The following is a 24,489-nucleotide window of genomic DNA, read 5'->3' on the forward strand; positions in this document are numbered from 1 at the left end:
TCGTTCAGTAGCAGGCTCAGAACGTGTGCAGCACAGCGCGAAAGAACTCTGTGGGTTCGACGGCTTCGATGGCCACGGGCCCCTCGTTGGCCAGGAACTCGTAACCCGTTTCGGCACCGTACTTCTCGCCACCGACTAGCACGTTACCGTTGAGCTGAAACAGAATCTCGATCGACGAAAACTGTCCCGCCCCGTAGGTCGCGCCCGCGTCGAGGCGGACGAACCCGAGGCGGAGGTTGCGCTCGGTGAAGTTGCCGAGCCACTTGTCCCACACTCCCGATTCACCCTGCTGGATCCAGTCGTATGCCTCTGGATTCATGGCTATCACGTCGGTGTAGCGCGGAGTCGCAAACTCCAGTTTGCGGCCTGTAGCGTGCTCGAAGATCGCCTGTGAACCGTCCAAGGTCTGCTCTACCCCGTTTTCGTCGGTGTAGTGGTAAAGACCCTTCTTGAACGCACCCTTCTTGTTCAACTCGGCATTGGTCGCTTCACGCTGCGCTACAGAGAGATAGCCGTTGCCGCTGGCTCCACCGGCCTGCAGAACCAGTGTGCGCAAGCCTTCCTCACGTTCCTGGGGTCCGTAATGAACGCTCTCGGGGAAGTAGCCGACCCAACCCTGCTCCAGGTAGTCGGTCTCCGAGTACGGCAGACGGCCCTCGACGACGTAGCGGATCTGATCGAAGTCGTGTCGGTGACGCGGAGTCCTCCAACCACCGCTACCGGTGTAGCCGGTGTTCAGATCGTAGTTGTTGGGCGAGCCGTCCACACCGAACAGAAGATGCTTCTGTTCGAGCTTTCCCTCGCGCATTGTGCCGACGGCTTCCTCGCCGGTCTCCGATGCCCTGCTCACTCGCATGTTCTGCTCCTTAGCTGCTTGTACGTTCGTTCCGAACTTCGTTGACAATATCCCATAGTTCGGGATATTGTCCACCACTAAATAGATGCGGATCACAAATTCGCTGAAGACCCAGACACCACACAACGAGACTTCGACAAGGACCGACATGACCACAGCGCTCACACACGCCCCCCAGGATTCGGGAGTCCCCGCTTCGGCGCGCGACTTCAGCGTCAACGATCGCGTGGTGATCGTGACCGGTGCTGGACAAGGCATCGGCCGTGAGGTCGCACGACAGTTCGCTGCAGCCGGGGCTCTCGCCGTTGTTGCCGATCTCGACGAAGGCAGGGCAAAAGCAGTTGTCGGCGAGATCGAGAATGCAGGCGGCGTCGCTTTGGCGGTGAAGGTAGATGTCGCCGACGAGCAAGCTGTGGGTGCCATGGTCGATACCGTCGTCTCCAAGTGGGGCCGTGTCGACGTGCTCATCAACAACGCATCCGTGTTCGCAACCATCGAGAAGGGGCCCTTCGACGAAATTCCCGTCGAACAGTGGGAACACGTGTTGCGGGTCAACATCACCGGGACATATCTGTGCGTCCGGGCAGTAGCGGCCCACATGCGCAAGGCGGGCTTCGGTCGTATCGTCAACGTCTCCTCCGACGCGGTGACCCGCGGCACGGTGAACTACCTGCACTACGTGACCTCCAAGTCCGCGCTGATCGGTATGACCAATTCGCTGGCGCGCGAGCTCGGCCCGCACGGAATTACCGTCAACTGCATTCGGCCGGGGTCGGTTGCCACCGAGGTCGAACGAGTCATCAACCCCACCGCCGAGGTTCGCCAGCGCGCCCAGTCGCTCCAATGCATTCCACGCGGAATGGTGCCCACCGATCTCGTCGGCATCATGTTCTTTCTGGCAACTCCTGCGTCCGCGTTCGTCACAGGGCAGACGATCGCGTGCGACGGGGGCTACACACACAGCAGCTAGTCCAACCGACCTGACAAACACCCGAGGAAGGCTCGATCCATGAGGCAATACCCGCACCTGTATATCGACGGTCGATGGGTCGAGCCCATCGCACCCAAAACGATCGAACTGATCGACCCCACCCGCGAAGAAGCATTCGCCACCGTTGCCCTTGGTGGCGTCGCAGACGTAGATCTCGCGGTTGCAGCCGCGCGCCGTGCGTTCGAAACTTTCTCGGAAAGCTCCGTCGAGAGTCGAATCGCGCTGTTGGATCGGATCATCGACGTCTACGAGTCACGTCTGGACGACTTCTCCGAGCTCATCGCGCGAGAGGTGGGCATTCCGGTCGCGAACCGTGCACAGGTCACCGGACCGGCCGATCACATGAGGGTTGCCCGCGACCTCCTGCGCGACTATCCGTTCGAGTCGAGGGTCGGCGGAGCTATTGTTCGTCGCGAACCGATCGGCGTGTGCGGGTTGGTCTCACCGTGGAACTGGCCAGTTCAAACGGGAGTCATCAAACTCATCTACGCCTTGGCGGCCGGGTGCACCGTAGTCGCCAAACCGAGCGTCGAATCCGCTGCCAGCGGCGTGCTCTTGGCCGAGGTACTCCACGAGGCCGGTGTTCCAGCGGGAGTATTCAACCTGGTGAGTGGCACCGGTCGCGAGGTGGGTGACCGGTTGTCCCATCACCCCGACGTCGACATGATCTCGTTCACCGGATCCACCGGTGCCGGCAAGCTCGTGGGAGCAGCCGCGGCAACGAGCACCGTCAAGCGGGTATGCCTCGAACTGGGTGGCAAGTCTGCGAACATCGTCCTTCCGGATGCTGACCTCGAGAAGGCCGCGCGATGGAACATTCAGAGGTGCTTCCTCAACACCGGCCAATCCTGCCACGCGCCCAGCCGAATGCTGGTGCACGAGAGTCAGATCGAAAACGTGGTCCCTTTCCTTCTCGATGAGGCGCGGCGATTCCGAATCGGCGATCCACTGGAGAGTTCGACCACGATGGGACCTGTCGTCAGCGCCGGCCAGCTCACATCAATCCAGAATCTGATTCGGACCGCCATCGACGAGGGTGCTGTTCTCGAAACGGGTGGCGCTGATCGGCCGAAGGGCCTCCACCGCGGGTACTTCGTGCAGCCAACAGTGTTCACCGGAGTCACACCGAAGATGACGATCGCCCGCGAGGAGGTATTCGGACCTGTTCTGGCCGTTCTTTCGTACCGCGACGAAGACGAAGCAGTGAACATCGCGAATGACTCCCCGTACGGCCTCGGCGGCTACGTGTTCGGCGGCGACCTCGCGAACGCCAGAAAAGTGGCGAACCGAATTCGCGCCGGGCGCATCAGCGTGAACGGCGCAGCAACGGACTCCCACACACCGATGGGTGGCTACAAGCAATCCGGAATCGGCCGCTCGATGGGCAAACTCGGCCTCGAAGAATATTTGGAAGTCAAGTCCGTCTACGGGTTCGAGGACGAGGCGAGCGACTTGCCTGCCCTGTTCGGCTGAACACACCCAGATCACACAGGAGACCACAGCACATGAGCGACGAAACCCCAGTCCTACTTCACAATTTCGCGAAAGAGAAGCTTTCCCGAGGCGAACCCGTTTACTCGATGACGGTCCGCCTCGTACGGACGATCGACATCGCCTCAATTGCGCATACCGCGGGATTCGACACTGTCTACATCGACCTCGAACACAGCAGCTTCTCACTGCAGGACGCAGGCCAGATATGTATGGCCTGCAATCATCTGGGTGTCACGCCTTTGGTTCGCGTTCCTGACCTCGATCCGGCGCTCATAGCACGCGTGATGGACTCCGGCGCAATGGGAATCGTCGTTCCGGGTGTTGCGTCCGCCGACGAGGCGCGGGCCGCTGTTCGAGCGGTCAAGCATGCCCCGCTCGGCGAGCGCTCCCTTGCCGGGGCTGCCCCCCAATTGCATTATCGAACACTGCCGGCCGAGCAAGTCGTACGCGAGCTGGACCAAGCGTCGATGGTCATCGTCATGATCGAATCTCAGGCCGGTCTGGACGCAGCCGAGGACATCGCGGCGGTCGACGGCGTCGACGTGGTGCTTGTGGGAGCCAACGATCTGAGCGTCGAACTGGGTGTCGCCGGGCAGGTGGATCATCCGAAAATTCACGAGGCGTACCTGCGAGTCATCGCAGCATGCAAGGCCGGTGGAAAGACTGTGGGAATCGGCGGAATGGGCGGTCGTCCGGACTTGATCCGTCAGTACCTGGACATGGGTGCCGGCTACGTCTCGACCGGCAACGACATTTCGTTCCTTGCCGGTGCCGCCGCACAGAAGCGTCAGCAGTTCTCCTGACGCGGGAAAGCAGTCACATGCCCACGAAAGTATGTATTTACGGAGCCGGAGCCGTCGGCGGACACCTCGCAGGCCGCCTTGCTGCAGGCGGGGGCGGACCTGAGGTCTCGGTCATCGCGCGCGGCCCACATCTCGCAGCGGTACGCGAACGCGGCCTCCGGGTGCGAACCCACGATGGGGAGTTGCACTCACACCCGTCCGCCACCGATAGACCGGGCGATCTCGAGCCACAGGACATCGTCTTCGTCACGGTCAAGGCCCCCACGCTGCCGTCCATCGCCGCGGACATCGCGTCGCTGCTGCACGATGACAGCCTCGTCGTGTTCGTCTCGAACGGAATTCCATGGTGGTACTTCCACTCCCACGGTGGACCTCTGGACGGTACCGATTTACGACGACTCGATCCCGATCTTTCCCTGTTCTCGCTCATCGGTCCCGACCGGTCGGTGGGTGCCGTTGCGTACACCGCGGGAACCGTCGTCGCACCAGGAGAAATCGCCGCCGTAAATCCACGCAACAGGCTGATACTCGGCAGGCCTGACGGTCGAGTCGACAATCGCTTGGAGGCCGTTGCGTCGCTCTTCGACTCGAGCGGGCTCGAAGCAACAACCACCTCGCAGATCCGCGACGCCGTCTGGGCAAAACTGTCGATGAACCTGATCGGTGGCGCGCTGGGCGTGCTGAGCAGCTCCGTCATGAAGGACGTTCTCGACAAACCACCTGTGGCAGCGACCGCGTTGACGATGGTGACAGAAAACGGTGCCATCGCACGAGCGCTGGGATGCGAACCGGCCGATCCCGGAGACGTTCTACGTAAGCAATCGGCATCGACTCATCTGCAGAGCGTCGTTCAGGATCTACAGGCCGGCCGGCCGATGGAGATCGACGCTCTGTTTCGAGTCCCTCTCGAGCTGGCCGCACTGGCTGACGTCCCGACACCGACGTTGTCTTTCGTGATCGAACTGGTCATTCAACGAGCACGTGCTGCGGGCCTCTATCGCGACTCGGCGTGAACCGTCGACCCACCCCCACCACTGTTAATTACGGAGATCGCACCTATGCGCGCAACGCCCGACACGATCACTCTGCTCACCGAGTACTACACGGCCATGCAGAACAACGATCCTCGACAATTCTCAACGTACTACGCAGAGAACATGACTCTGACGTTCGGCAACAGCCCAGAGATCGTCGGGCGCGAGAAGGTCATCTCGGCCTTCAGCACCGCGCTGGACAGGGTCGAATCACTCGCACACGATCTCGTCGACGTCTGGGAAGAGGACGACGGTGTCGTCTTCTTCGAGTCTCTCGGCCGTTGGACGTTGCGCGGCGGCGAGGTCGTCGAAATCAAAGCCGCCTCGAAGATCACCATCGTCGACGGGAAGTTCGTGGATCAGAAAATCTACGTTGACAATGCACCTGTAGACGAAGCACTGCTGCGCGAATCGGCGACACTCGACAGCGGACGGAAGGTTCACTGATGACCGGAGAACACCGCGAGTTTCAGTCTCGCCTCATCGTCACTGGCCTTGACGACAAAGGCCGATCAGCTATCACGAGTGACGGTCCAACGACAGACCGCCTAGTGGCCGACGGCTACACCCGGAATCACCTGTGGCAGGGGACCGAAGTTCCGACTCCGGTCACGGCTCCGAACGGCCCTCCGAGTGCCGCGGTGATTCCGCCCCCGCCGGCGGGCTACAACTACGTCATCACCGCTTTCGCCCCAGACAACGAGTGGGATTACGAAGGCGGCTATGCGCGAATCCTGGCGGAATCCGGCGCAGGCGACGCGGTCGACTCGTCGGATCCTCCAGGCATGCACACGACGGACACCATCGACATCGTCACCGTCATCTCGGGTGAGGCGTGCGTCATCCTCGACACCGGCGAGACGGTCATGCGGCCGGGCGACACCATCATTCAACGTGGAACCAAGCATGCGTGGCGAAATCGGACCGACGAATTCTGCGTGGTCTCCGCTGTGCACATCGCCGCGACTCGCTGACTCATACCGACTCGAGCTCGTACCGACTCGGGATTCCGGTTCCGCTGAGCGGGGCCGGAATCTTTTGTCCGTCAACGTGACCGAAGCAATCGAATCCAGGGTCGATACTCGGCACCCAAGATCTTGCACCTTCACCTTCCGCGTGGCGACAGTGCCGAACAGATCGAATCAAACTGTTGACTATTTCCCACATGGCAGGATATCTTCAACGATGTGAGTGCCGTCACTTTGCGTAATCGCAGCAAGTGTCAACACTCCAGCGACGCGTGGCACTCAAGCAGCGCGGCCACTACCGCCCGACCCTGGGCCCGCGCCCCGCGTTTCACCGTAGGACTTGCCGCTGCCGTGACAACCACGGCTGCACCCACACTGTTGCCGAAGACCGACCGCAAGACCGGGCATCGACCGATACATGCGAACTTCCGCGGCACAGGCCGTTCATCACGAAGGAGAATTTCTGTGTCCGACAAGTTGGACTCCACGCGGGTCGCGACCGATCAAGGTAGTCGTGAAGACCCCAGAACGTTTCTGTTCCGGCTGACGCTGATCGCCAGTATCGGCGGGTTGCTGTTCGGTCTCGACACTGGCGTGATCGCGGGTGCACTCGTATATCTACGTGACGACTTCAACCTCACCGCCGTCAGCGAAGGGTTGGTGGTCACCTCACTGCTGTTTCCCGGCGCGACAGCAGGTGCACTCTTGGGCGGTCCGATCGCAGACCGCTTGGGACGCAGAAAGTCATTGGTCATCGCTGGCTTCATCTTCATCGTCAGCACCATCGTCTGCGCTCTCGCTCCGACGGTCGCAATTCTGGTCGCAGGACGAATTGCCTTGGGCTACGCCGTCGGAGTCGCATCCGTCGTCGTTCCGCTTTATCTCGCCGAGATGGCACCTGCGTCGCAGCGAGGCCGCATTGTCACGATGAATCAGTTGATGATCACCGTCGGGCTGTTCTTGGCCTTCGTACTCAACGCGTTGCTGGCCAACCTGGTCGACAGCTCAGTGGTGTGGCGCTACATGATCGGCATTGCCGCGATTCCTGCCGTCGCCTTGTTCTTCGGCATGCTCGCGCTACCCGACACCCCTCGTTGGTATGCGAGCAAGCAGAGATGGGACGAAGCCAAGAACGTGCTCCGACGTGCCCATATGGCAGACCGGGTCGAAGCCGAGTACAAGCAGATTTCCTCGATCGTGGAAGACGACCAAGTCCAGGGCAAAGTGTCGGTCATGGCCGTGCTTCGCAACGAACCCTGGATGAAACGCTTGATCATGGTCGGCATCGTTCTGGCGGTTGCTCAGCAGACCACAGGGATCAACGTCGTGATGTATTACGCACCGACGGTTCTCGAAACGTCCGGCCTGACCAGATCCGCCGCTCTGCTCGCGTCCGTCACAGTGGGAATTGCGATGATCCTCTTCACGATCATCGGAATGTGGATTCTCGGCATCATGGGACGGCGCAAGATGATGCTGTTGGGCTTCGTCGGTGTCGCGGTGTCGCACTTCGGTCTTTTGATTACGTACATGTTGCCCGAAACCACCGTGCGTTCCTACCTGATCCTGCTGTTCATGCTGTCGGTCACCGGCTTCATGGTGACCTTCCTCGGAACGACAGGCTTCCTGGTGCTGTCCGAACTGTTCCCCCTACCAATCCGCGGATTTGCCATGGGCGCCTCTCTGGGCGGGCTCTGGATTGCGAACTCGCTCATTTCGTTCCTCTTCCCAATCCTCGCGGAGCGGTTCGGGTCCGTGGTGGTGTTCGGCGGATTCATGGTACTGAACGTGCTCGCCGCACTGTTTGCGTTTCGGTTCATTCCCGAGACCAAGGGGCGCACCCTCGAAGAAGTGGAAGTCGAGATGCGAGCCCGCGGCACCGCATCCGCAGCAAGTTCGTAGCCTGGCGCACAGCAAACCTTTCTCACTCACCCAACAGAAGGCGATTGCCCGAAAATGACTGAACGCAGATTTGCCGGAAAAGCTGTATTCGTGACGGGAGCCGGCAGCGGAATCGGCCGCGCAACCGCCTTGGCCTTTGCGAGCGAGGGTGCGGACGTGGTTCTGGCCGACATCGATACCGCCGGAAATGACGAAACCGCGAGGCTTGCAGCCGAACACGGCGGTCGAACGGTAGCCGTGCGCTGCGACGTGTCGTCCTCGGCGGACATTCGTAGCGCCATCGAGCGGACCGTCGCGGAATTCGGACGACTCGACGTCGCATTCAACAACGCAGGCATCGAACAGCCGGCCGCACCGCTGGTCGACATCGAGGAAGACGAGTGGACTCGGCTGATCGACATCGATCTGCGAAGCGCTTTTCTCTGCATGAAGTACCAGATTCCCGCGATGCTCGAAAACGGTGGTGGATCCATCGTCAACACGTCGTCGGGAGCAGGTGTCATCGGAATTCGAGGACAGGCCGCATACGTCGCAGCCAAGCACGGATTGATCGGACTGACCAAGTCCGCGGCACTCGATTACGCTGACCAGGGCATTCGGGTCAATGCGATCTGTCCTGGCATCATCGAGACGCCCATGATGGACAGGTTCTCGGGCGGCACTCCCGAAGGCAGGGCTCGTGTGATCGGCCAGGAACCCGTGGGACGGATGGGAACCGCCGCCGAGATCGCGTCTGCGGTTCTGTGGCTGTCGTCAGACCTCGGGAGCTTCGCGACCGGTCATGCAATGGTGATCGACGGAGGCCAGACCGTCGGAATCTGATCGACCTTCCAGTATCGACAAATTGCCGTCAGACCGTGTGAGAGCACATCGTCTGGCGGCGATTTGCGTTGCGTACTCGGACGCTTCGATCACAGGGAGGTCGGGACCGGCCCCGCCCCGTCTGCGGCGTCGGCTCGACGTTGTATGTCGGCTACCCCGTCCGAAATCTTCGACGCTGCAAGCTTCACAGCCGCCACTGCCCGCCGCACGTCGACATCTCGCCGCTCGTTCACATCCCACGCCACCCCCACACTTCCAAGCGCGGTTTTCTGGCCAGTGAGAACCGGTGCCGCGACGCCGCAGACCCCAGGGTTGAACTCCCCCACTGTGACAACGAAGCCGTCTTTCTTGAATGCACCCAAAGTCGCACGGAAGGCGGTCCACGAGTCACCCAGACCCGCCTGCTGAATTTGCTCGCGTTGACGCGGGTACAACGCCTTCAGGCGGTGGTGCGGAAGGTAGGCCAGTATTATTTTCGACACCGCTCCTTGAAACAACGGACGCCGTTCACCGCGAGAAAAACGATTGGCCGGACTGAGCGGAGCTCGGTACTCACCGACACAGAGGACCGAGTCACCAAACGGTCGGCACAACAACGCCGAGTGGCCGATGTTGTCCACCAGATCCTCCAGCACACCACGACTGGCCAGCAGAAGAGGATCGGTCTCACGAATCTGGCGATCCATCTCGATGATTCGGGGGCCGAGAGTGTACTGCCCGTTACGCACAGCGGCGATCAACCCGGCATCGTTCAGCGTCTTGATGTACCGATACCCCGTCGAACGAGAAGTATCGAGGTACTCGAGGATCGCGGCAGTGGACCACATCGGCTGAGCTTCACTGAACAATTGCAGGATGTGAAGCATCTTTTCCAGACTGCCAGCCGTGTCCGGGCTTTCCGCCACGTCATCGACGTCATTCGATGCATGAGACTGTGCCATCGTTCGAGTCCGACCCGTTTCTTCCGTCGTTCGCCGCGTAACGCTCATCCTAGTGCTCCGGCCCGTCATGGCGTGTAACGCCGCACGGCTGCCCGGTCGACGACCGATTAGCCAGTGATGCTGCCTACTTATCCGCCACTGTACAGCCCAAATCGTAACAAAAGGCGTATATTCGTAAGCAATGCTGGCTATTAATGAGGAGGATCGTGTGGACGATCGGGTCGATGCACTTCGAGAAGACATCGTGCTGTTCAACCGAGCTATTCGAGCGAACGTCGCCGGCCATCTACTGACACCCACCCAGCTTCAGACCCTTGGGAACCTCGACCGCATCGGTGCAATGAGCGCCCGTGAACTGGCCACAGTGGAGCGGGTGACACCGCAGACCGTGGCCAGGACGGTCACACTACTGGAAGAGCGCGGACTGGTGACCCGCATTCAAGACCCTGATGACGGTCGCGCGCAGATCATTTCGATCACCCACGAGGGCAAGGCCAAGCTCGGAGCCGATCGTCGCAAGCGCGACGAGTGGCTGGCAAACGCACTCGACACGCATTGCAGTGCTGTGGAACGTGACGTGCTCTTTGCCGCCGGAGCCCTGCTGCGCCGCCTGTCGAGCGCACCTGTCGTCAGCGACAGCGTCGAGGACCGGGCGGTGCGTAAATGACGCGGAGTACCGAAACAGGGCTGGCGCGAACATCGGTCCCATTCAGCGTGCGAGGAGCAGCAGCCACCGGAACCGTGCTTCAACCGCTCAACTCGTCCATGATCGCTGTGGCCATCGTTGGAATTGCTGCCCAGTTCGGCCCGAGCGCCAATGTCTCGTGGGTCATCTCGGCTATGTACATCACAACGGCCGTCTGCGCGCCGATGGCGGGTCGCTTGGGATCGATGCTCGGCGCACGTCGCGTGTTTTTGGCAGGTTTGGCTTTCGTGGCGTCGGGTTCCGTCTGTGGCGCCTTCGCGCCGAACATCGGAACGTTGATCGCGTCGTATGTCGTTCTAGGAGTCGGGATCTCGGCGCATATGCCCAACGCGATGACCATGGTCCGGGCGTACGGAGAACTGCACGGGCAGCAAACCCGCACTGCGCTCACCACCATCGTGATGTGCGGGCAGTCCGTTGCCGCTCTGGGCCCGACAGTCGGCGGGCTTCTGGTCGGAACGTTCGGCTGGCAGTCGATCCTCTGGGTGAACCTTCCCGTCGTGGCCATCAGCGCGATCGCAGTGTTGTCGGTCGACGTCGGAGACGAGGGTCGGTCGACGGTGTCCGTGCGAGAGGCACTCGGAGCCATGGACGGAATAGGGATCGCGTTCTTCGTTACCACAGTGGCGTCGTTGATGGTGTTCCTGGCGTCGATCGCACACACAGCCCGATGGTGGATACTCCCTGTCTCCTCTGTCGCGTTCGTGCTGTTCGTCGTGTGGGAACGTCGCACGAAGCAACCATTCTTCGACGTACGCGCTCTCGCCCATAACCGTGCGCTGGCCGCGACCCTGGGCGGTGCGCTGATCACCTACACGTGCTTCTATTGTGTGTTTTTCGGAATCCCACAGTGGCTGCAGGCGTCTCGGGGAATGACACCCATCGAGACCGGCCTGACCATGCTGCCGGTCGCCGGAGTCACCGTCCTGTCCACGGTCCTCGGAGCCCGCGTATACGGCCGGTTCGGCGCGCGACGCACCCTTCTCGCCGGCACGGTGATGATGCTCGTCGGCGGCACTCTGATCGCCACCGTCGAGTCCAGCACCGCCCCGATCTACGTGCTTCTTCTGGTCGCCGCCGTACTCGGAATTCCCAACGGCTTCCACAACATCGGAAATCAGAGCCTCATCAATGCCACGACCTCGGTCGACGACGTCGGCACCGCTATCGGGATGTACCGCACCATCGCCTTCGTCGGAGCAAATCTTGCGGTGGTCGTACTCCAGATCACTGCAGGTCCGGTTGTCGACGACGCGGGCCTGCACCGTACAGGTGTGTTCATCATGGTCTGCGCTGCAGTCGTACTTGCGGGGTTGCTCGCGTACCGTCGAGCGGCGACGTCACGGAGTTGAGTACAAAAATCGGGCCCCCTCCGTTGATTGCGCAGTGACGCAACAGAATCGACGGAAGGGGCCCGCTTGGGCGGTCAGCGAGTCGTTACAGCTCCATGTAGACGCACTTGGTGTAGAGGTAGTTGTCCATGTGGGCAGCGTTGCCTTTGGCTCCGTATCCACTCAACTTGGTGCCGCCGAAACCGACCATGGGATCGATGTAGCCGTAACAGTTCACCCACATCGTGCCGGTGTGCACCCCACGAACCACTTTCATGGCGGTCGACAGACCTTGCGACCACACTGCACCGCCGAGCCCGTAGTCGCTGTCGTTGGCAATACGAATGGCCTCGTCCACGTCGTCGAACGGGAGAATGGAGAGCACCGGTCCGAAGATCTCCTCGCGAGCGATACGCATACTGTTCGACACACCGCCGAACACGGTCGGTGCCATGAAGTAGCCGCTGCCGAGATCGCCGCCCAATCGCTCGCCGCCACGGAGCAGTTCTGCTCCTTCCTCACGACCGATGTCGGTGTAGGCCATGACCTTGTCCAACTGAGGCTGCGAGATGATCGGGCCCAGGGTGGCCGCGTCGTCGAGGCTGTGTCCGACTCGGATCTCGTCCATGTACTGCAGGAGTCGTTCGGTGAACTGATCGACGATGGACCGCTGAACCAACACACGCGTTCCGGCGAAACAGATCTGACCGGAGTTCGCAAACACACCCATGGCGGCACCCGGTACTGCTTTGTCCAAATCTGCATCGGCGCAGACGATGTCGGCGGATTTCCCACCGAGTTCGAGCTGCAGGCCTTTGATGTTCACAGTCGATGCTTTGATGATGCTGCGGCCGGTCTGCGTCGATCCGGTGAAGGCAATTCGGTCGACGTCAGGATGACTGGCCAGCGCGTTGCCTGCATCTTTGCCCAAGCCAGTGACCACGTTGACGACGCCGGCGGGAACGCCCGCCTCGTGCAGTATTTCTGCTGTCCTCAGAACGGATAGCGACGCATCCTCGGAGGGCTTCAGAACGGTGGTACACCCACTCGCCAAGACCGCACCGACGATCCAGAACTGACCGCCCAACGGACCGTTCCACGGAATAATGCCTCCGATGACACCCACCGGAGCTTTCAACGTCATTGTGGCGATGTCGCCAGGGATGCCATTCATCAAGGTCTCACCCGAGATATTTCCCGCTTGCGTCGAAAAGAACGACAACATCTTCATCAAGGCTGCCTTGGAGTTACGCAACCTCGTGACCGGGGCACCCATGTCCAGCGCCTCGATCTGAATCAGCTCGTCGAAACGGTCGTCCATGATGTGCGCGACGCGCGTCAGCAGAGCTTGACGTTCGTAAGGAGACCAGGTGCTCCACTGACCGTGGAAGGCGCGGCGGGCGGCGACTACCGCCCGGTCGATGTCGGACTCACCGCCTGCACCTATCCGGGCGAGAATCTCGCCCGTCGACGGATTGACGGTCGTCAAAGTCTCCCCGGAATCAACCGGCACACTGCGCCCGTCGACGAAAGGGTGGTGCACCTCCCGTGCCAAGAAGTTCTGGGCACCATCCAACAGGGCGAAATTCTGGAGATCTGTACTCACTTGCATCCTCTCGAAAGAATCTACGACACCGCGTCGATCGGCAGAGAATCAACCGACGGGTTCACACGTGCGCTCTACATACATAAGCCGAAACTGGTTCGCGTACAAGGATTTCACATCTGGTGTACCCCTCGGGCGAACTACGCCACGCTCGGATAAAACTTTCATTGGAACCGGTCGGCTCGACAAGGTCATATCGAGCCGACCGGGGTCTGATGCACCTGCTCACGCTGGGGTGAGCGCGGCCCGTAGCGCGCTCACGATGGCGTCGGTGACGGCCTCGGTGTCTGCTGTGCCGCCGATATCGCGGGTGAGAACTCCCCCCGCGGTGGCGGCTTCGATGGCGGCTTCGACCTGCCTGGCCTCGGCATGGCGTCCGAAGTGATCGAGCATGAGGGCTGCGCTGGCGATCGCGCCGATGGGGTTGCTGATGCCTTTGCCAGCGATATCGGGGGCCGAACCGTGGACGGGTTCGAACATGCTCGGATAGCGGCGTTCGGGGTTGAGGTTGGCACTCGCTGCGATGCCGAGGCTACCGGCGAGTGCAGATCCGAGGTCGGAGAGGATGTCGGCGTTGAGGTTCGAGGCGACGACGACGGACAGTTCCTCTGGGTGAAGGATGAATTTTGCGCTCATCGCATCGACCAGAACGCTCTCCGTGGCAACGTCTGGATAGTCCGCTGCCACCCGACGGAAGACCTCGTCCCACAGCACCATGCCGTACTGCTGGGCGTTGGATTTGGTAACCGAGGAGACTTTTGCAACGGTGCGAGTGCGCGCCAGATCGAACGCGAAGCGCATGATCCGCTCACAGCCCTTGTCGGTAAACAGTGATGTCTGCAGTGCCACCTCGTTGCCCGGTCCGCGTCCGCCGAGGTTGCGGCCACCGAGGCCCGCGTATTCGCCCTCACTGTTTTCTCTGACGACGACCCAGTCGAGTTCTGTGTCGTCGGCCTTGCGTAACGGGGATTGCACTCCGGGCAGAAACTTCACCGGTCGCACATTTGCCCACTGATCGAAGTTCTGTGTGATGTTCAGACGCAGACCCCACAGACTGATGTGGTCCGGGACGTTCTCCCATCCCACCGCACCGAAGTAGATGGCGTCGTAGGTTCTCAGAATTTCGAGCCCGTCGTCGGCCATCATCTTGCCTGTCTTCGCGTAGTATTCACTACCCCAGGGAAACTCGTTCCATTCGAAGGCGAACGCACCGCCGGAGTGGCCGGCCACGGCATCCAATACGCGTCTGCCCGCGCCCACCACCTCTGCGCCGACACCGTCGGCGGGGATCGACGCGATCCGATACGTGGTCGACTGCGAGCCCACTACTACCTCCGATGTCAGACAGATCACGCTTGATCCCACTAATTAAGACTGCGCAAGCTACCCCCCGTCCATTACCAAGTTCCGATGCCGCTCATAGGATCAATCAATCGAAGTGGTTCGACCGCAGCTAGACTGCATCGAACCTCACGACCAGCACAACGTGGAGGCAGGTTCGAGTGGATGCACGAAAGCTCAAGTACTTCCTGGCTATCGTCGATGAAGGAAGCATCAATCGCGCGTCCGAGGTGTTACTCATCGCCCAACCCACTCTTTCTCAGGCCATCGCCGGACTGGAGCGCGAATTGGGAGTGCCGCTGTTCCATCGCATCGGTCGGCGACTCGTACTGAGCGACGCCGGCGAAACCTTGGTGGGGCCGGCTCGAGTGGTGTTGCGCGATCTGGACGACGCGGAAGCAGCTGTCCATGGCTTGAAGGGACTTCGGAGCGGACGCCTCGACCTGATTACGATGCCGTCACCGGGAATCGAGCCCCTCACCACTATCCTCACCGCGTTCGGTCGACTGTTTCCGGCAGTAACCGTGAATGCCCAAGCCGCATTCACCCCTGAAGAGGTCCTCCGAGCGGTTCGCACCGGCGTCAGCGAGATAGGCATTCTCGGCTCACCTCAGGCCGTTCAGGCACCGGACCTGCGGGTGGTGACGTTCAAGAGCCAGCCTCTGTTGTTGCTGTCGAGCCCCGACGCGGATCTACCTGACCGGCCCGAGATTCAGCGGTCGGAGCTGTCCGGGCTGAGGTTGATAGCTTCACAGCAGGGGTCGCTGATGCGATCGCTGGTGGACGACATTCTCGCCAGCGGGATCCCCGCCACTATCGCTGCCGAAGTCGCACACCGGACGTCCATCCTCCCCATGGTGCTCAGCGGCTTCGGCCACGCAGTCACTCCCTCTGCCTGGGCGGCGTCGGCCGAGAAGGCAGGTGTACGAGTTCGCCGCATCGTCCCGGAGTCATACCTGCACGTCGCCGCCGTGTGCCGACTGACACACATGACTCCCCCGGCGCAAGTGCTGATGGACGAAGCCCAGAAATACGCCGGCGAAGTACCGAATTGAGCACTACCGAGAATGCTTCAACGCGTCGCACAGAGCATTGTCGGCGCTCTCGAAATGCGACCTCGCCCGGCACTTGAACATCGGCGCAACCGATAACTTCTATTGGTAAAACGTATTGGACATTCGAGGCTGCTTAGCCCCTTAATAGATCGACTCGAATTGTGACACAAGCGACAACGCGTATCCGGAACCGGACGCTGTCATTCGAGAAAATCGCGATAGGGGTTTTCAAATGCCGACCGAAACCGACGATCTGGTACACCACCTGGCGTACGCAGCGGCCAACAGTGCGTTCGAGTCACTGTCACCGGAGGCGATAGAAGCCGCCAAAAAAAGCATCTTGGACACTCTCGGAGTAATCCTCGCCGCCAGTGGCGTCGAGCCGGCGGTACGCGCAGCTATCGACCTGGTCCGAGAGGGTGGTGGTACCCCTGAGGCGTCCCTCATGGCTTTCGGAGGCAAGCTGCCGGCCATCGCTGCAGCCTTCGCCAATGGTGCCTTGGCGCACTGCCTCGACTACGACGATCAGACTCCCTGGGGCCAGCATGCTTCCAGTTCGATCATCCCTGCCGTTTTCGCCGTCGCAGAGCGCAAGGGCGGCGTAACCGGCAAAGACCTCATCGCGGCGGTCGCGACGGGTCAAGACCTGTTCGCCCGGCTTCGGTGCAACGTCGGTTGGCGTAAGGACTGGAACCTGTCGACAGTGGTGGGGGTGTTCGCCGCCACCGCGGCAGCGGGCCGCGTGCTCGGCCTTTCCGCCAGTCAGCTTGCCCATGCACTCGGGATAGCAAGCATGCAATCGAGCGGTGTCATGGAGGTAGTGGCTGGGACCGGAAGCGACCTTCGTGGTATGTACGCTGGCTTTTCCGCCCGAGGCGCAGTGACAGCCGTTCTATTGGCCGAGAAAGGCACCACGGGCGTCGACACCCTGTTCGAGGGCGAATATGGCTTCCTGAAAACATACTTCGGCGGCGTATACGATCGCGCGCAGATTCTCGAGGGCCTGGGAAGCGATTACCGAGGTAGCGGAACTCTCTACAAGAAGTGGCCGGCTGTCGGTACCGCTCACAGTCACATTCACGCGACCATCGAACTACTGAAAGAAAATGAATTGACTGCGGACGATCTCATCGAGATTCGCGTATTCGTCGGCGACTACCACGATCTCATGTGCAGTCCGCTCGAAGCACGCCGAATCCCAACGACGTTGGTCGACGCAAAGTTCAGCCTCCCATTTCTCGTCGCAGTCGCCGCAGTTCATGGGACCGTAAAGATCTCGCACTTCAGCAGCGAATCTTTGAAGGACACATCTGTCCTGGCCGTTGCTCAGAAGATAGTGCCGATAAGTGATGCGTCACTGGACTGGACTCTCGAATTACCTCCGGGGCGAGTCGAGATCGTCACTCAGGACGGTCGGCGATACGAGAAGACCGGCACCGGGGTACCAGGAAACGATGATGCGCCGCTCTCTTGGAGCGACCTGGCCGAAAAATTCAGCGATTGTGCGGCAGTCGCCGTTACCAGGCATTCAGACGACAGTCTCGTCAAAGTCGTGGACTTGATCAAGAACTTGGAGTCGCTCGACGACGCAACGGTCGTAATGGAAAATCTCAGCCCTAATGTGGACGAAGGTTTTTCACCGAAGTACGAGACATCGCCGCAGTCGACTTCGACGAAATCCGAGGCGCGGTTGTGATCGCTATCTGGGCGCTCGTGGCATTCATCGGCACCATCGTAGCGTGGAATGCAGTACTCAAACGAAATATCGGCGAGGCGATGCTCGTCGGCTTCGTCGTAGTCGGCGCATTCGCCGGCCGAGATGCGCCGCGATACATGGCGAGCGGCTTCGTCGACGCGATTCAGGCCGAAATTACTTTTGCTGCGCTGGCGTTCATTTTCATGAGTTTCATTCTGGCGAAAACACCGGTGCTCGATCGGCTCATCGATATTCTCAACTCATTCCTCGGGCGAATGAAGGGAGGGCCGATTTACACCACGACGCTGGCTGGGGCGATTTTCGGGGCGGTCGCCCATGTCGGCGCATCAATGGCCGCGGTCGTGGGATCGGTGACTGTTCCATGGATGAAGCGTTCCGGCGTCAGCGGAGAATTGTCTGCCACCGTCGTAGCCGGTTCAGCAGGCATGGGTTTGACGTTTCCATTCAGTGCGACCATGTTCATCTTGGTCGGATCGGCCACTGTCAGTGGCATGATGGACGCGGACGACATCATTGTCCCTCTCGCCATCGCCGGTGTGTGGTGTCTCGTCTACCGACTTGTGCTCAATTTCTATCTGATTCGCAGGAACGGCCTGCAGCCGATCGCTGTCGAGGACCGAATTCCTGCCCGACGCAGTCTTCGCGCTGGGTGGACCTCGGGCCTTCTACTGATTCCGCTGCTCGTCCCCCTATTCCTCACCCAGGGGCCGATCGCGAACGCACTGGGGCGATACACGGACTTGGTGATGTCGAGAGCGATCAGCATCATCACCTGGATCCCCGTTCTGATGATTCTGCTCGTCCTCTTTCTCGGACGTAGACACCTGCCCAGAGACGGCAGAGGCTGGTGGAAGATACTCGGCGAATCCGCACCCCAGTTCGGAATCATCGGCACGACGCTCGTCGCGGCGTTCTCCGCGTCCGCCGTCCTTGGCCAATTGCGCCTTCCCGAGCAGTTGACCTCGATGCTTGAGTCATTGGCCGCACCGAAATGGCTGATGGCAATCCTGGTCGGAATCATCATAGTGGTCATCGCAATCCCCTTGACGGCGTCGGCCACCGTAGCAACCGTCGGACCGGTGGCGGTCGCAGCATTGGCCGGGGCGGGCGTTCCTGTACCGATCGCAGCTGCCGCGGTGCTGGTCTTTGCATCCACCGAGGGAGCTTCACCACCGTCCGGCGCGCCGATCTACATCGCGGCAGGAATCGCAAGAATCGATCCGTCGAAGATCTTTGTGCCGCTGCTCAAGTACTACTGCATTCCAATTCTCGCTATCGGTGTGCTGATCGCGCTCGGCATTCTCCCCGTCTGAATGAATAGGACACCTTCATGTTCCGCACAGTCGTCTCGACCCTCTTCCGCCTCAGCACAGTCGTTTTTCTGGTCGGGGGGCTGGTGATCGTCCTCTGTCAGGCGGCCGGACTGATCCTCGGCAGAGGGGAATTCGTTACTCAGACTTTTGCCTCGATGAGCCCTTACGTATTCGGTAGCGCGGGAGTAGCCGGGTTGCTTGCATTCGTCATGTCGTATCTCGATGATCCCGAGGACTCTTCGACCGACTCCGGCTTTCATGACGCGGCACCGGGTGGAGCATCGTCCGCGCCGCAATGAACGAGTCCTGACGACCAGCGGTCGGGCACCTACCGACGAATACGCAATTCTACTGCTAGACAACCGCATTCGTCGACGGGCGTCGGTCGACACCGATAACCCCGTGCTGTCGATGTATGGGACCGTCCAACTGGCGCAGCCGCTGTCCCGATGCGCCGCTTCGATCAGCTATCAGCTGCGCCAGAATCGAGATGGCTGTCTCCTCGGGGGACCGCGCATCGAGATCGAGTCCGAGGGGTGAGTTCACACGCGCGAGCACATGCTCGGAAAGTCCCGTAGCACGTAGTCTTTCGAGCCGCTCGGAGTGCGTGCGCCGCGAACCGAGCGCGCCCACGAAGGCGAGCTCGTCCAGCTCCAGTGCGGCCACCAACATCGGGACATCGAACTTGCTGTCGTGTGTCATCACACAGACCACCGTGCGACCGTCGAGTCTGCCGGCAGTGTGTTCGGCTTTCAGATATCGGTGCGGCCAGTCGTTCACTACCTCGTGCACGTTCGGGAAACGTTCGGTCGTCGCGAAGACAGGCCTGGCGTCGACGACGGTCACCCGGTACCCGAGCAGCGTGGCAGATGCACCCAATGCTCGGACGAAATCGTTCGCGCCGGCCAAGACCATCCGCGGCGGAGGGAGGAAAGTATGGACGAACGCGCGGGCACCGTCGCCCGATACTTCGACAATTCCGGTCGATCCCGACTCGTGCAGGCTGAGCTCACCGTTGTGGAACGCGCACGCCGACCGGTTGCCTCCTGGCACCTCCGGGTCACCCGTCACGAAACGCCGCGGCTCATCGTCGAGCACCGTCACCAGGGCGAACCGGCGATCCTGGTCACGGGCCGCGATCAACCGATCGATCATCTGTTTGTCCGAGGGGTCAATTCGCTCGATGAACACTTCGATCTCGCCCCCACACGGGAGTCCGACCTCGAGTGCGTCGGGGTCGGAGTAGCCGAACAGCTCGCACGCGGACGTCCCGGTTGTGATGACCTCGAGCGCTGTATGAATCACAACTGATTCGACGCAACCTGCCGACAACGAACCCAACGGCTCCCCGTCAGCGGTCACGACCATGGTGGCTCCGACGGCACGCGGGCCGGCTCCGGAAGTTGCCACGACACGTGCCAACGCGACGGGAGAGGACTCCAGGAGAATACTGATGTCATCGAGCAATTCGAACATTCAAGAGCCTTTCCCGAATCGCGACGCGATTGAGATCTCGGCATTCGAGAACGCGTGCGATTACATACATCAAATCCGCCGATGCCGCGGTGTCGAGACGCGAACGATATAGCGACGACCTGACTTCCGCTCGACGGTACGCCGCAGTAACGGCCCCTGCCACCGAACCTGCGGCCAGAGGGGTTCCCTGCCAGTACGTGCCTAACCAGTGCCTGTCCGATTCACCGATCCGCTGCAACCATGGGGCCAACAGTCGCGTCCTCACGTTCGTACAGTGACCAGGAGAGTGCAATGGCCCCACAGCACGACACCGATTCGCCCCAAGAAGCTCGCGTTCCACACAGCATGACGCGCCGAACGTTTGTCGGTACCTCCATCGCTGCAGGTGGCGCGATAGCGGCCGTGTCTTTGCTGAACGGTTGCTCCAACGAATCAACCACACCGGTCACCCCGTCCGAAACGTCGCCGGTGCGATTGACGGTGAACGGAGCCGAACGTGAACTTGCCGTTGACAATCGCACTTCCCTGCTCGACATGTTGCGGGAGCACACGGAGTTGACCGGAACGAAGAAGGGCTGCGACCAGGGCGCGTGCGGTGCCTGCACCGTCCTGTCGGACGGTCAGCGGGTGTTGTCCTGCCTGACGCTTGCCGTCCAAGCGAACGGATCAGACATCACAACCATCGAAGGCCTCGAAACAAATGGCCAATTGCATCCGCTACAGCAAGCATTCATTGACGAAGACGGCTTCCAGTGCGGCTTTTGCACCTCCGGCCAGATCCTCTCGGGAATCGGCTGTATCCGCGAAGGTCACGCCGGCTCTCCCGAAGAGATTCGAGAATCGATGAGCGGCAACATCTGTCGATGCGGTGCCTACACCAACATCGTCACCGCCATCTCCCGCGTGGCGGAACAGGGAGGTGCGTGAATCATGTTTCCTTTTCAGTACGACACGGCTGCCGATGAGGCAGCAGCACTGGACGCAGCCGACGGCGGTGCCCGTTATCTCGCCGGAGGGACCACCCTCGTCGACCTGATGCGTCAGACCGTCGAGCGTCCCACCCGAGTCGTCGATATCAACGCGCTGCCCTACCGCGACATCGAACTCGACTCGAACCGCCTGCGCATCGGTGCCCTCGCTCGAATGTCGGACGTTTCGGCCGACGAACAAGTGCAGAAACAGTTTCCGATGCTCACCCAGGCGTTGGATCTCAGTGCCTCGGCGCAGCTGCGCAACATGGCTTCCATCGGCGGTAATCTACTCCAGAGGCCACGTTGCCTGTACTTCCGCGACGTCAATGCAAGATGCAACCGTCGCCAGCCCGGATCCGGCTGCGCCGCAATCGATGGCCGCAATCGCACATTGGCGATCTTCGGAACAAGCACGGAGTGCGTGGCAACCCACCCGTCCGATCTTGCTGTCGCGCTGACCGCGCTCGACGCCACGATCGTCACCCGAGATCGAGACGGAGAGCGAACGATCCCGATCGCCGACTTTTTCAGGTTGCCCGCAGACACACCCGACCGCGAGAACAACCTCGCCCCCGGAGCACTCATCACCGCCGTAGAGATCCCGGTCCGCCCTGACACCAGGCGATCCGGGTACCTGAAGGTGCGTGACCGCTCGTCGTACGAGTTCGCGCTGTGTTCGGCTGCTGTCGCGCTCGACATCAGCGACGGTACCGTTCGTTCGGCCAGAGTCGCTGCCGGCGGAGTAGGTACGGTGCCATGGCGCCTGACCGGCGTCGAGGAACGACTCGTCGGACAGAGGCCGAGCCCCGAGTTGTGGAACACCGCGGCGGACGCTGCGGCAGCGGGCGCGCAACCCCTCTCCGAGAACGGATTCAAGGTGATACTGCTCCAACGCACCGTCCGACGTCAGCTCTCGAGAGTGGCGGCCCTGTCGTGACGACTCCACTGAGTGCGAGACTATCCGGTCAACCCCTCACCCGCGTCGACGGCCGTCTCAAAGTCACCGGAGCTGCGCTCTATGCTGCAGACAACCCGGTACCGGACCACCTGCACGCAGTCCTGGTGTGCAGTACTGTTTCCCGGGCAACCGTGGCGTCGATGGACACCGATGCGGCCAGCGATCATCCTGACGTCGTCAGTGTGATCACCGACTTCCCGGGTATCGAACTCCCCTACGACATCTCTCGGGTCAACTTCTTCGGCCAACCGTTGGCGGTGGTCGTCGGCAATACCCTCGAGGCAGCGACGCACGGTGCGGCACTGGTGTCCGTTCGGTACAACGAAGAAGCCCAGAGCACCAACCTCGACGACGCGTCCGGAGAGAACCGCGAACCCAGCAGGATGGAGCCCGCGTACTCCCGCGGAGACGCGGACACAGCACTTCGCACCGCGCCTGTCGTCGTCGACCGCGAATATTCCATTGCGCGCAACTATCACAACCCGATGGAGATCCCCGCGACAATTGCGTCGTGGGACGGCGACCAGCTGACAGTGTGGGACAAGGTACAGGGAATCCACTACAGCAGGGCCGCATACAGTGGCGCACTGGGAATTCCGGCCGATAACATTCGCGTTGTCTCTCCCTTCGTGGGTGGCGCATTCGGTAGCGCCGGCGAGACCTGGCCGCATCAGTTCCTGGCCGCAGAGGTAGCCCGTCAGCTTCGTCGTCCAGTAAAGCTGTCACTGACGCGACCCCAGATGTACGCCGCGATCGGCTACCGCCCCACGAGTCGTCAGCGACTGGCTCTCGGCACCGATCGTGACGGAAGATTTCTTGCCACCGTGCACGAGAGCGAAGTCGAAGTGTCGCGTTACGGAGGGTACGAGGACTCCCCAACGGAGGGGACGAGGCTGATGTACACGTCTCCGGCATTCCGGTCGGCTGCAAGCGTAGTTCCTCTCGACACCAGTGAAGCGACCTACATGCGAGGACCAGGAGCTGTCACGGGCGCGTTCGCGCTCGAATGCGCCATCGACGAAGTCGCCGAGCAACTCCGGCTCGATCCGATCGAAGTTCGGTTGAGGAACGAGCCTACGGAAGATCAGACCAACGGCAACCCGTTCTCCACGCGCAGACTCACCGAGTGCTTCCGCCGAGGTGCCGATGCGTTCGGGTGGTCTCGACGGAACGCGACCCCCGGCGCCGTACGTGACGGCGACCAGCTCATCGGTATGGGTACCGCTTCGGCGCTGTACCACACGCTTCGCTCACCGTCCTCGGCGATGGCTCGGGTCAACTCCGACGGTAGGGCCGAGATCTTCGCCGCCGCAAGTGATATCGGGCCAGGTACATACACTGCGATGACTCAGCTGGCTGCCGACGCGCTAGGTTTGCCACTCGACAGGGTCACCTTCTCCCTCGGCGACAGCGACTATCCGCAGGCCGCAACGCAATACGGGTCACAGGGAATGGCGAGCGTCGGTTCGAGCATCGAGATCACCGCGAACATTTTGCGAGATCGCATCATCCGAACCGCCGTACTCGATCCCGCATCCCCTTTGAATGGGGCTCGGCCGGATCAGATCGACGTCGTCGACGGGCAGATGCAGGTACGCGGCGACTCGGGCAGAGCTGAGACCTATCGGGACATGTTGCGCCGCCGAGGCGAGCCGAGCATCGAAGCCTCCGAGACCTACACTCCGGAAGATGTGAGTGCCCAGTTCTCCATGCACGCATACGGAGCCGTGTTTGCCGAGGTTGCTGTGGATGAGCTACTCGGAACCGTGAGGGTGCGGCGAATCTACGCCGTGTACGACGCTGGCCGAATCATCAACCCCAGGATGGCGCACAGCCAAGCCCTCGGCGGTATGACACAAGGCATCGGCATGGCGCTGCTGGAGTCCGCAGAAGTCGACTACCGCGACGGACGTCTGGTCAATGCGAACCTTTCCGACTACCTCGTACCGGTAAATGCGGACGTTCCCGTTCTGGACGCTGTCTATCTGGACGCCCGCGACGATATTGCAGATCCGATCGGCGTCAAAGGTCTGGGTGAAGTGGTGATGGTGGGAGTTCCCGCAGCGATTGCCAACGCGGTGTACAACGCCACAGGGCGCAGGGTGACCGATCTGCCCATCAGCGTCGAGAGCCTGCTTTGACCCACGGCAGAAGCAGGCTCGGCCGATAGTGCTTGCTGTCGGCCGAACCTGTTCTCGGTCTCG

At 61.1% G+C, this 24,489-nt stretch carries 22 protein-coding genes; 17 read left to right on the forward strand and 5 right to left on the reverse strand.

Annotated elements, in window-relative coordinates:
- Nucleotides 1-16: 16 nt before the first annotated feature.
- Nucleotides 17-856, reverse strand: coding sequence for a hypothetical protein (locus CH276_RS14960; protein ID WP_094631307.1), 840 nt, complete (start codon nt 854-856; stop codon nt 17-19).
- A gap of 148 nt (nt 857-1,004) precedes the next feature.
- On the opposite strand from CH276_RS14960, the gene CH276_RS14965 reads away from it, so the two are divergent.
- The 8 genes from CH276_RS14965 (at nt 1,005) to CH276_RS15000 (ending at nt 8,870) form a co-directional block, all read left to right on the forward strand.
- Nucleotides 1,005-1,826 (forward strand): SDR family NAD(P)-dependent oxidoreductase, encoded by an 822-nt coding sequence (locus tag CH276_RS14965; RefSeq protein WP_094631308.1) that lies wholly within the window; start codon nt 1,005-1,007, stop codon nt 1,824-1,826.
- A gap of 39 nt (nt 1,827-1,865) precedes the next feature.
- On the forward strand, nt 1,866-3,320 hold the full coding sequence (locus CH276_RS14970; RefSeq protein ID WP_094631309.1) for an aldehyde dehydrogenase family protein: 1,455 nt from the start codon (nt 1,866-1,868) through the stop codon (nt 3,318-3,320).
- 107 nt (nt 3,321-3,427) lie between these two features.
- A complete protein-coding gene (locus CH276_RS14975; RefSeq protein WP_208601188.1) occupies nt 3,428-4,144 on the forward strand; it encodes an HpcH/HpaI aldolase family protein in 717 nt (238 codons plus the stop codon).
- Nucleotides 4,145-4,161: 17 nt separating this feature from the next.
- Nucleotides 4,162-5,157, forward strand: a complete 996-nt coding sequence (locus CH276_RS14980; RefSeq protein ID WP_094631310.1) for a ketopantoate reductase family protein — start codon at nt 4,162-4,164, stop codon at nt 5,155-5,157.
- 45 nt (nt 5,158-5,202) lie between these two features.
- Nucleotides 5,203-5,625, forward strand: a complete 423-nt coding sequence (locus CH276_RS14985; RefSeq protein WP_094631311.1) for a nuclear transport factor 2 family protein — start codon at nt 5,203-5,205, stop codon at nt 5,623-5,625.
- Between the two features lie 194 nt (nt 5,626-5,819).
- Nucleotides 5,820-6,152 carry a cupin domain-containing protein gene (locus CH276_RS14990; protein ID WP_176460602.1) on the forward strand — a complete coding sequence of 111 codons (333 nt, stop codon included), beginning with the start codon at nt 5,820-5,822 and terminating at the stop codon, nt 6,150-6,152.
- A gap of 459 nt (nt 6,153-6,611) precedes the next feature.
- The gene (locus CH276_RS14995; RefSeq protein WP_254924313.1) at nt 6,612-8,048 is read left to right on the forward strand and encodes a sugar porter family MFS transporter; all 1,437 of its coding nucleotides are present in this window, start codon (nt 6,612-6,614) and stop codon (nt 8,046-8,048) included.
- A 54-nt stretch (nt 8,049-8,102) separates the two neighbouring features.
- A complete protein-coding gene (locus CH276_RS15000; protein WP_094631313.1) occupies nt 8,103-8,870 on the forward strand; it encodes an SDR family oxidoreductase in 768 nt (255 codons plus the stop codon).
- An 89-nt stretch (nt 8,871-8,959) separates the two neighbouring features.
- Here the strand turns inward: CH276_RS15000 and CH276_RS15005 are convergent, their stop codons facing one another.
- The gene (locus tag CH276_RS15005) at nt 8,960-9,775 is read right to left on the reverse strand and encodes an IclR family transcriptional regulator (protein ID WP_217901454.1); all 816 of its coding nucleotides are present in this window, start codon (nt 9,773-9,775) and stop codon (nt 8,960-8,962) included.
- Between the two features lie 244 nt (nt 9,776-10,019).
- Here CH276_RS15005 and CH276_RS15010 point away from each other — a divergent pair, with 244 nt between their 5' ends.
- On the forward strand, nt 10,020-10,478 hold the full coding sequence (locus CH276_RS15010; protein ID WP_094631315.1) for a MarR family winged helix-turn-helix transcriptional regulator: 459 nt from the start codon (nt 10,020-10,022) through the stop codon (nt 10,476-10,478).
- Nucleotides 10,475-11,869, forward strand: coding sequence for an MFS transporter (locus CH276_RS15015; RefSeq protein WP_094631316.1), 1,395 nt, complete (start codon nt 10,475-10,477; stop codon nt 11,867-11,869). The genes CH276_RS15010 and CH276_RS15015 overlap by 4 nt, the downstream gene beginning before the upstream one ends.
- A gap of 85 nt (nt 11,870-11,954) precedes the next feature.
- On the opposite strand, the gene CH276_RS15020 is transcribed toward CH276_RS15015, so the two are convergent.
- Both CH276_RS15020 and CH276_RS15025 read right to left on the reverse strand, forming a co-directional pair.
- Nucleotides 11,955-13,454, reverse strand: coding sequence for an aldehyde dehydrogenase family protein (locus tag CH276_RS15020; RefSeq protein WP_094622339.1), 1,500 nt, complete (start codon nt 13,452-13,454; stop codon nt 11,955-11,957).
- 225 nt (nt 13,455-13,679) lie between these two features.
- A complete protein-coding gene (locus CH276_RS15025) occupies nt 13,680-14,780 on the reverse strand; it encodes a tartrate dehydrogenase (RefSeq protein WP_094647432.1) in 1,101 nt (366 codons plus the stop codon).
- Between the two features lie 176 nt (nt 14,781-14,956).
- Between CH276_RS15025 and CH276_RS15030 the strand changes: the two genes are divergently transcribed.
- From CH276_RS15030 to CH276_RS15045, 4 genes are all read left to right on the forward strand, one after another.
- Nucleotides 14,957-15,850 carry a LysR family transcriptional regulator gene (locus tag CH276_RS15030; RefSeq protein ID WP_094631318.1) on the forward strand — a complete coding sequence of 298 codons (894 nt, stop codon included), beginning with the start codon at nt 14,957-14,959 and terminating at the stop codon, nt 15,848-15,850.
- Between the two features lie 232 nt (nt 15,851-16,082).
- The gene (locus tag CH276_RS15035) at nt 16,083-17,546 is read left to right on the forward strand and encodes an MmgE/PrpD family protein (RefSeq protein WP_094631319.1); all 1,464 of its coding nucleotides are present in this window, start codon (nt 16,083-16,085) and stop codon (nt 17,544-17,546) included.
- Nucleotides 17,543-18,880: a TRAP transporter large permease subunit gene (locus CH276_RS15040; RefSeq protein ID WP_094631320.1), complete on the forward strand. Its 1,338-nt coding sequence runs from the start codon at nt 17,543-17,545 to the stop codon at nt 18,878-18,880. The genes CH276_RS15035 and CH276_RS15040 overlap by 4 nt, the downstream gene beginning before the upstream one ends.
- A 17-nt stretch (nt 18,881-18,897) precedes the next feature.
- Nucleotides 18,898-19,179: a hypothetical protein gene (locus tag CH276_RS15045; protein WP_094631321.1), complete on the forward strand. Its 282-nt coding sequence runs from the start codon at nt 18,898-18,900 to the stop codon at nt 19,177-19,179.
- A 55-nt stretch (nt 19,180-19,234) separates the two neighbouring features.
- Here the strand turns inward: CH276_RS15045 and CH276_RS15050 are convergent, their stop codons facing one another.
- Entirely contained in the window at nt 19,235-20,356 is a 1,122-nt protein-coding gene (locus CH276_RS15050; RefSeq protein WP_094631322.1) for an XdhC family protein, read from the reverse strand.
- Nucleotides 20,357-20,701: 345 nt separating this feature from the next.
- Between CH276_RS15050 and CH276_RS15055 the strand changes: the two genes are divergently transcribed.
- From CH276_RS15055 to CH276_RS15065, 3 genes are read left to right on the forward strand one after another with little or no spacing between them, the layout of a single operon-like run.
- Nucleotides 20,702-21,283 (forward strand): (2Fe-2S)-binding protein, encoded by a 582-nt coding sequence (locus CH276_RS15055; RefSeq protein ID WP_052060101.1) that lies wholly within the window; start codon nt 20,702-20,704, stop codon nt 21,281-21,283.
- 3 nt (nt 21,284-21,286) lie between these two features.
- Nucleotides 21,287-22,264, forward strand: a complete 978-nt coding sequence (locus tag CH276_RS15060) for an FAD binding domain-containing protein (RefSeq protein ID WP_094631323.1) — start codon at nt 21,287-21,289, stop codon at nt 22,262-22,264.
- Nucleotides 22,261-24,426 carry a xanthine dehydrogenase family protein molybdopterin-binding subunit gene (locus tag CH276_RS15065; protein ID WP_094631324.1) on the forward strand — a complete coding sequence of 722 codons (2,166 nt, stop codon included), beginning with the start codon at nt 22,261-22,263 and terminating at the stop codon, nt 24,424-24,426. Before CH276_RS15060 ends, CH276_RS15065 begins: the two co-directional genes overlap by 4 nt.
- The last annotated feature ends 63 nt before the right edge of the window (nt 24,427-24,489 follow it).

This window comes from Rhodococcus sp. 06-470-2 (assembly GCF_002258235.1).
Taxonomy (GTDB): Bacteria; Actinomycetota; Actinomycetes; order Mycobacteriales; family Mycobacteriaceae; genus Rhodococcoides.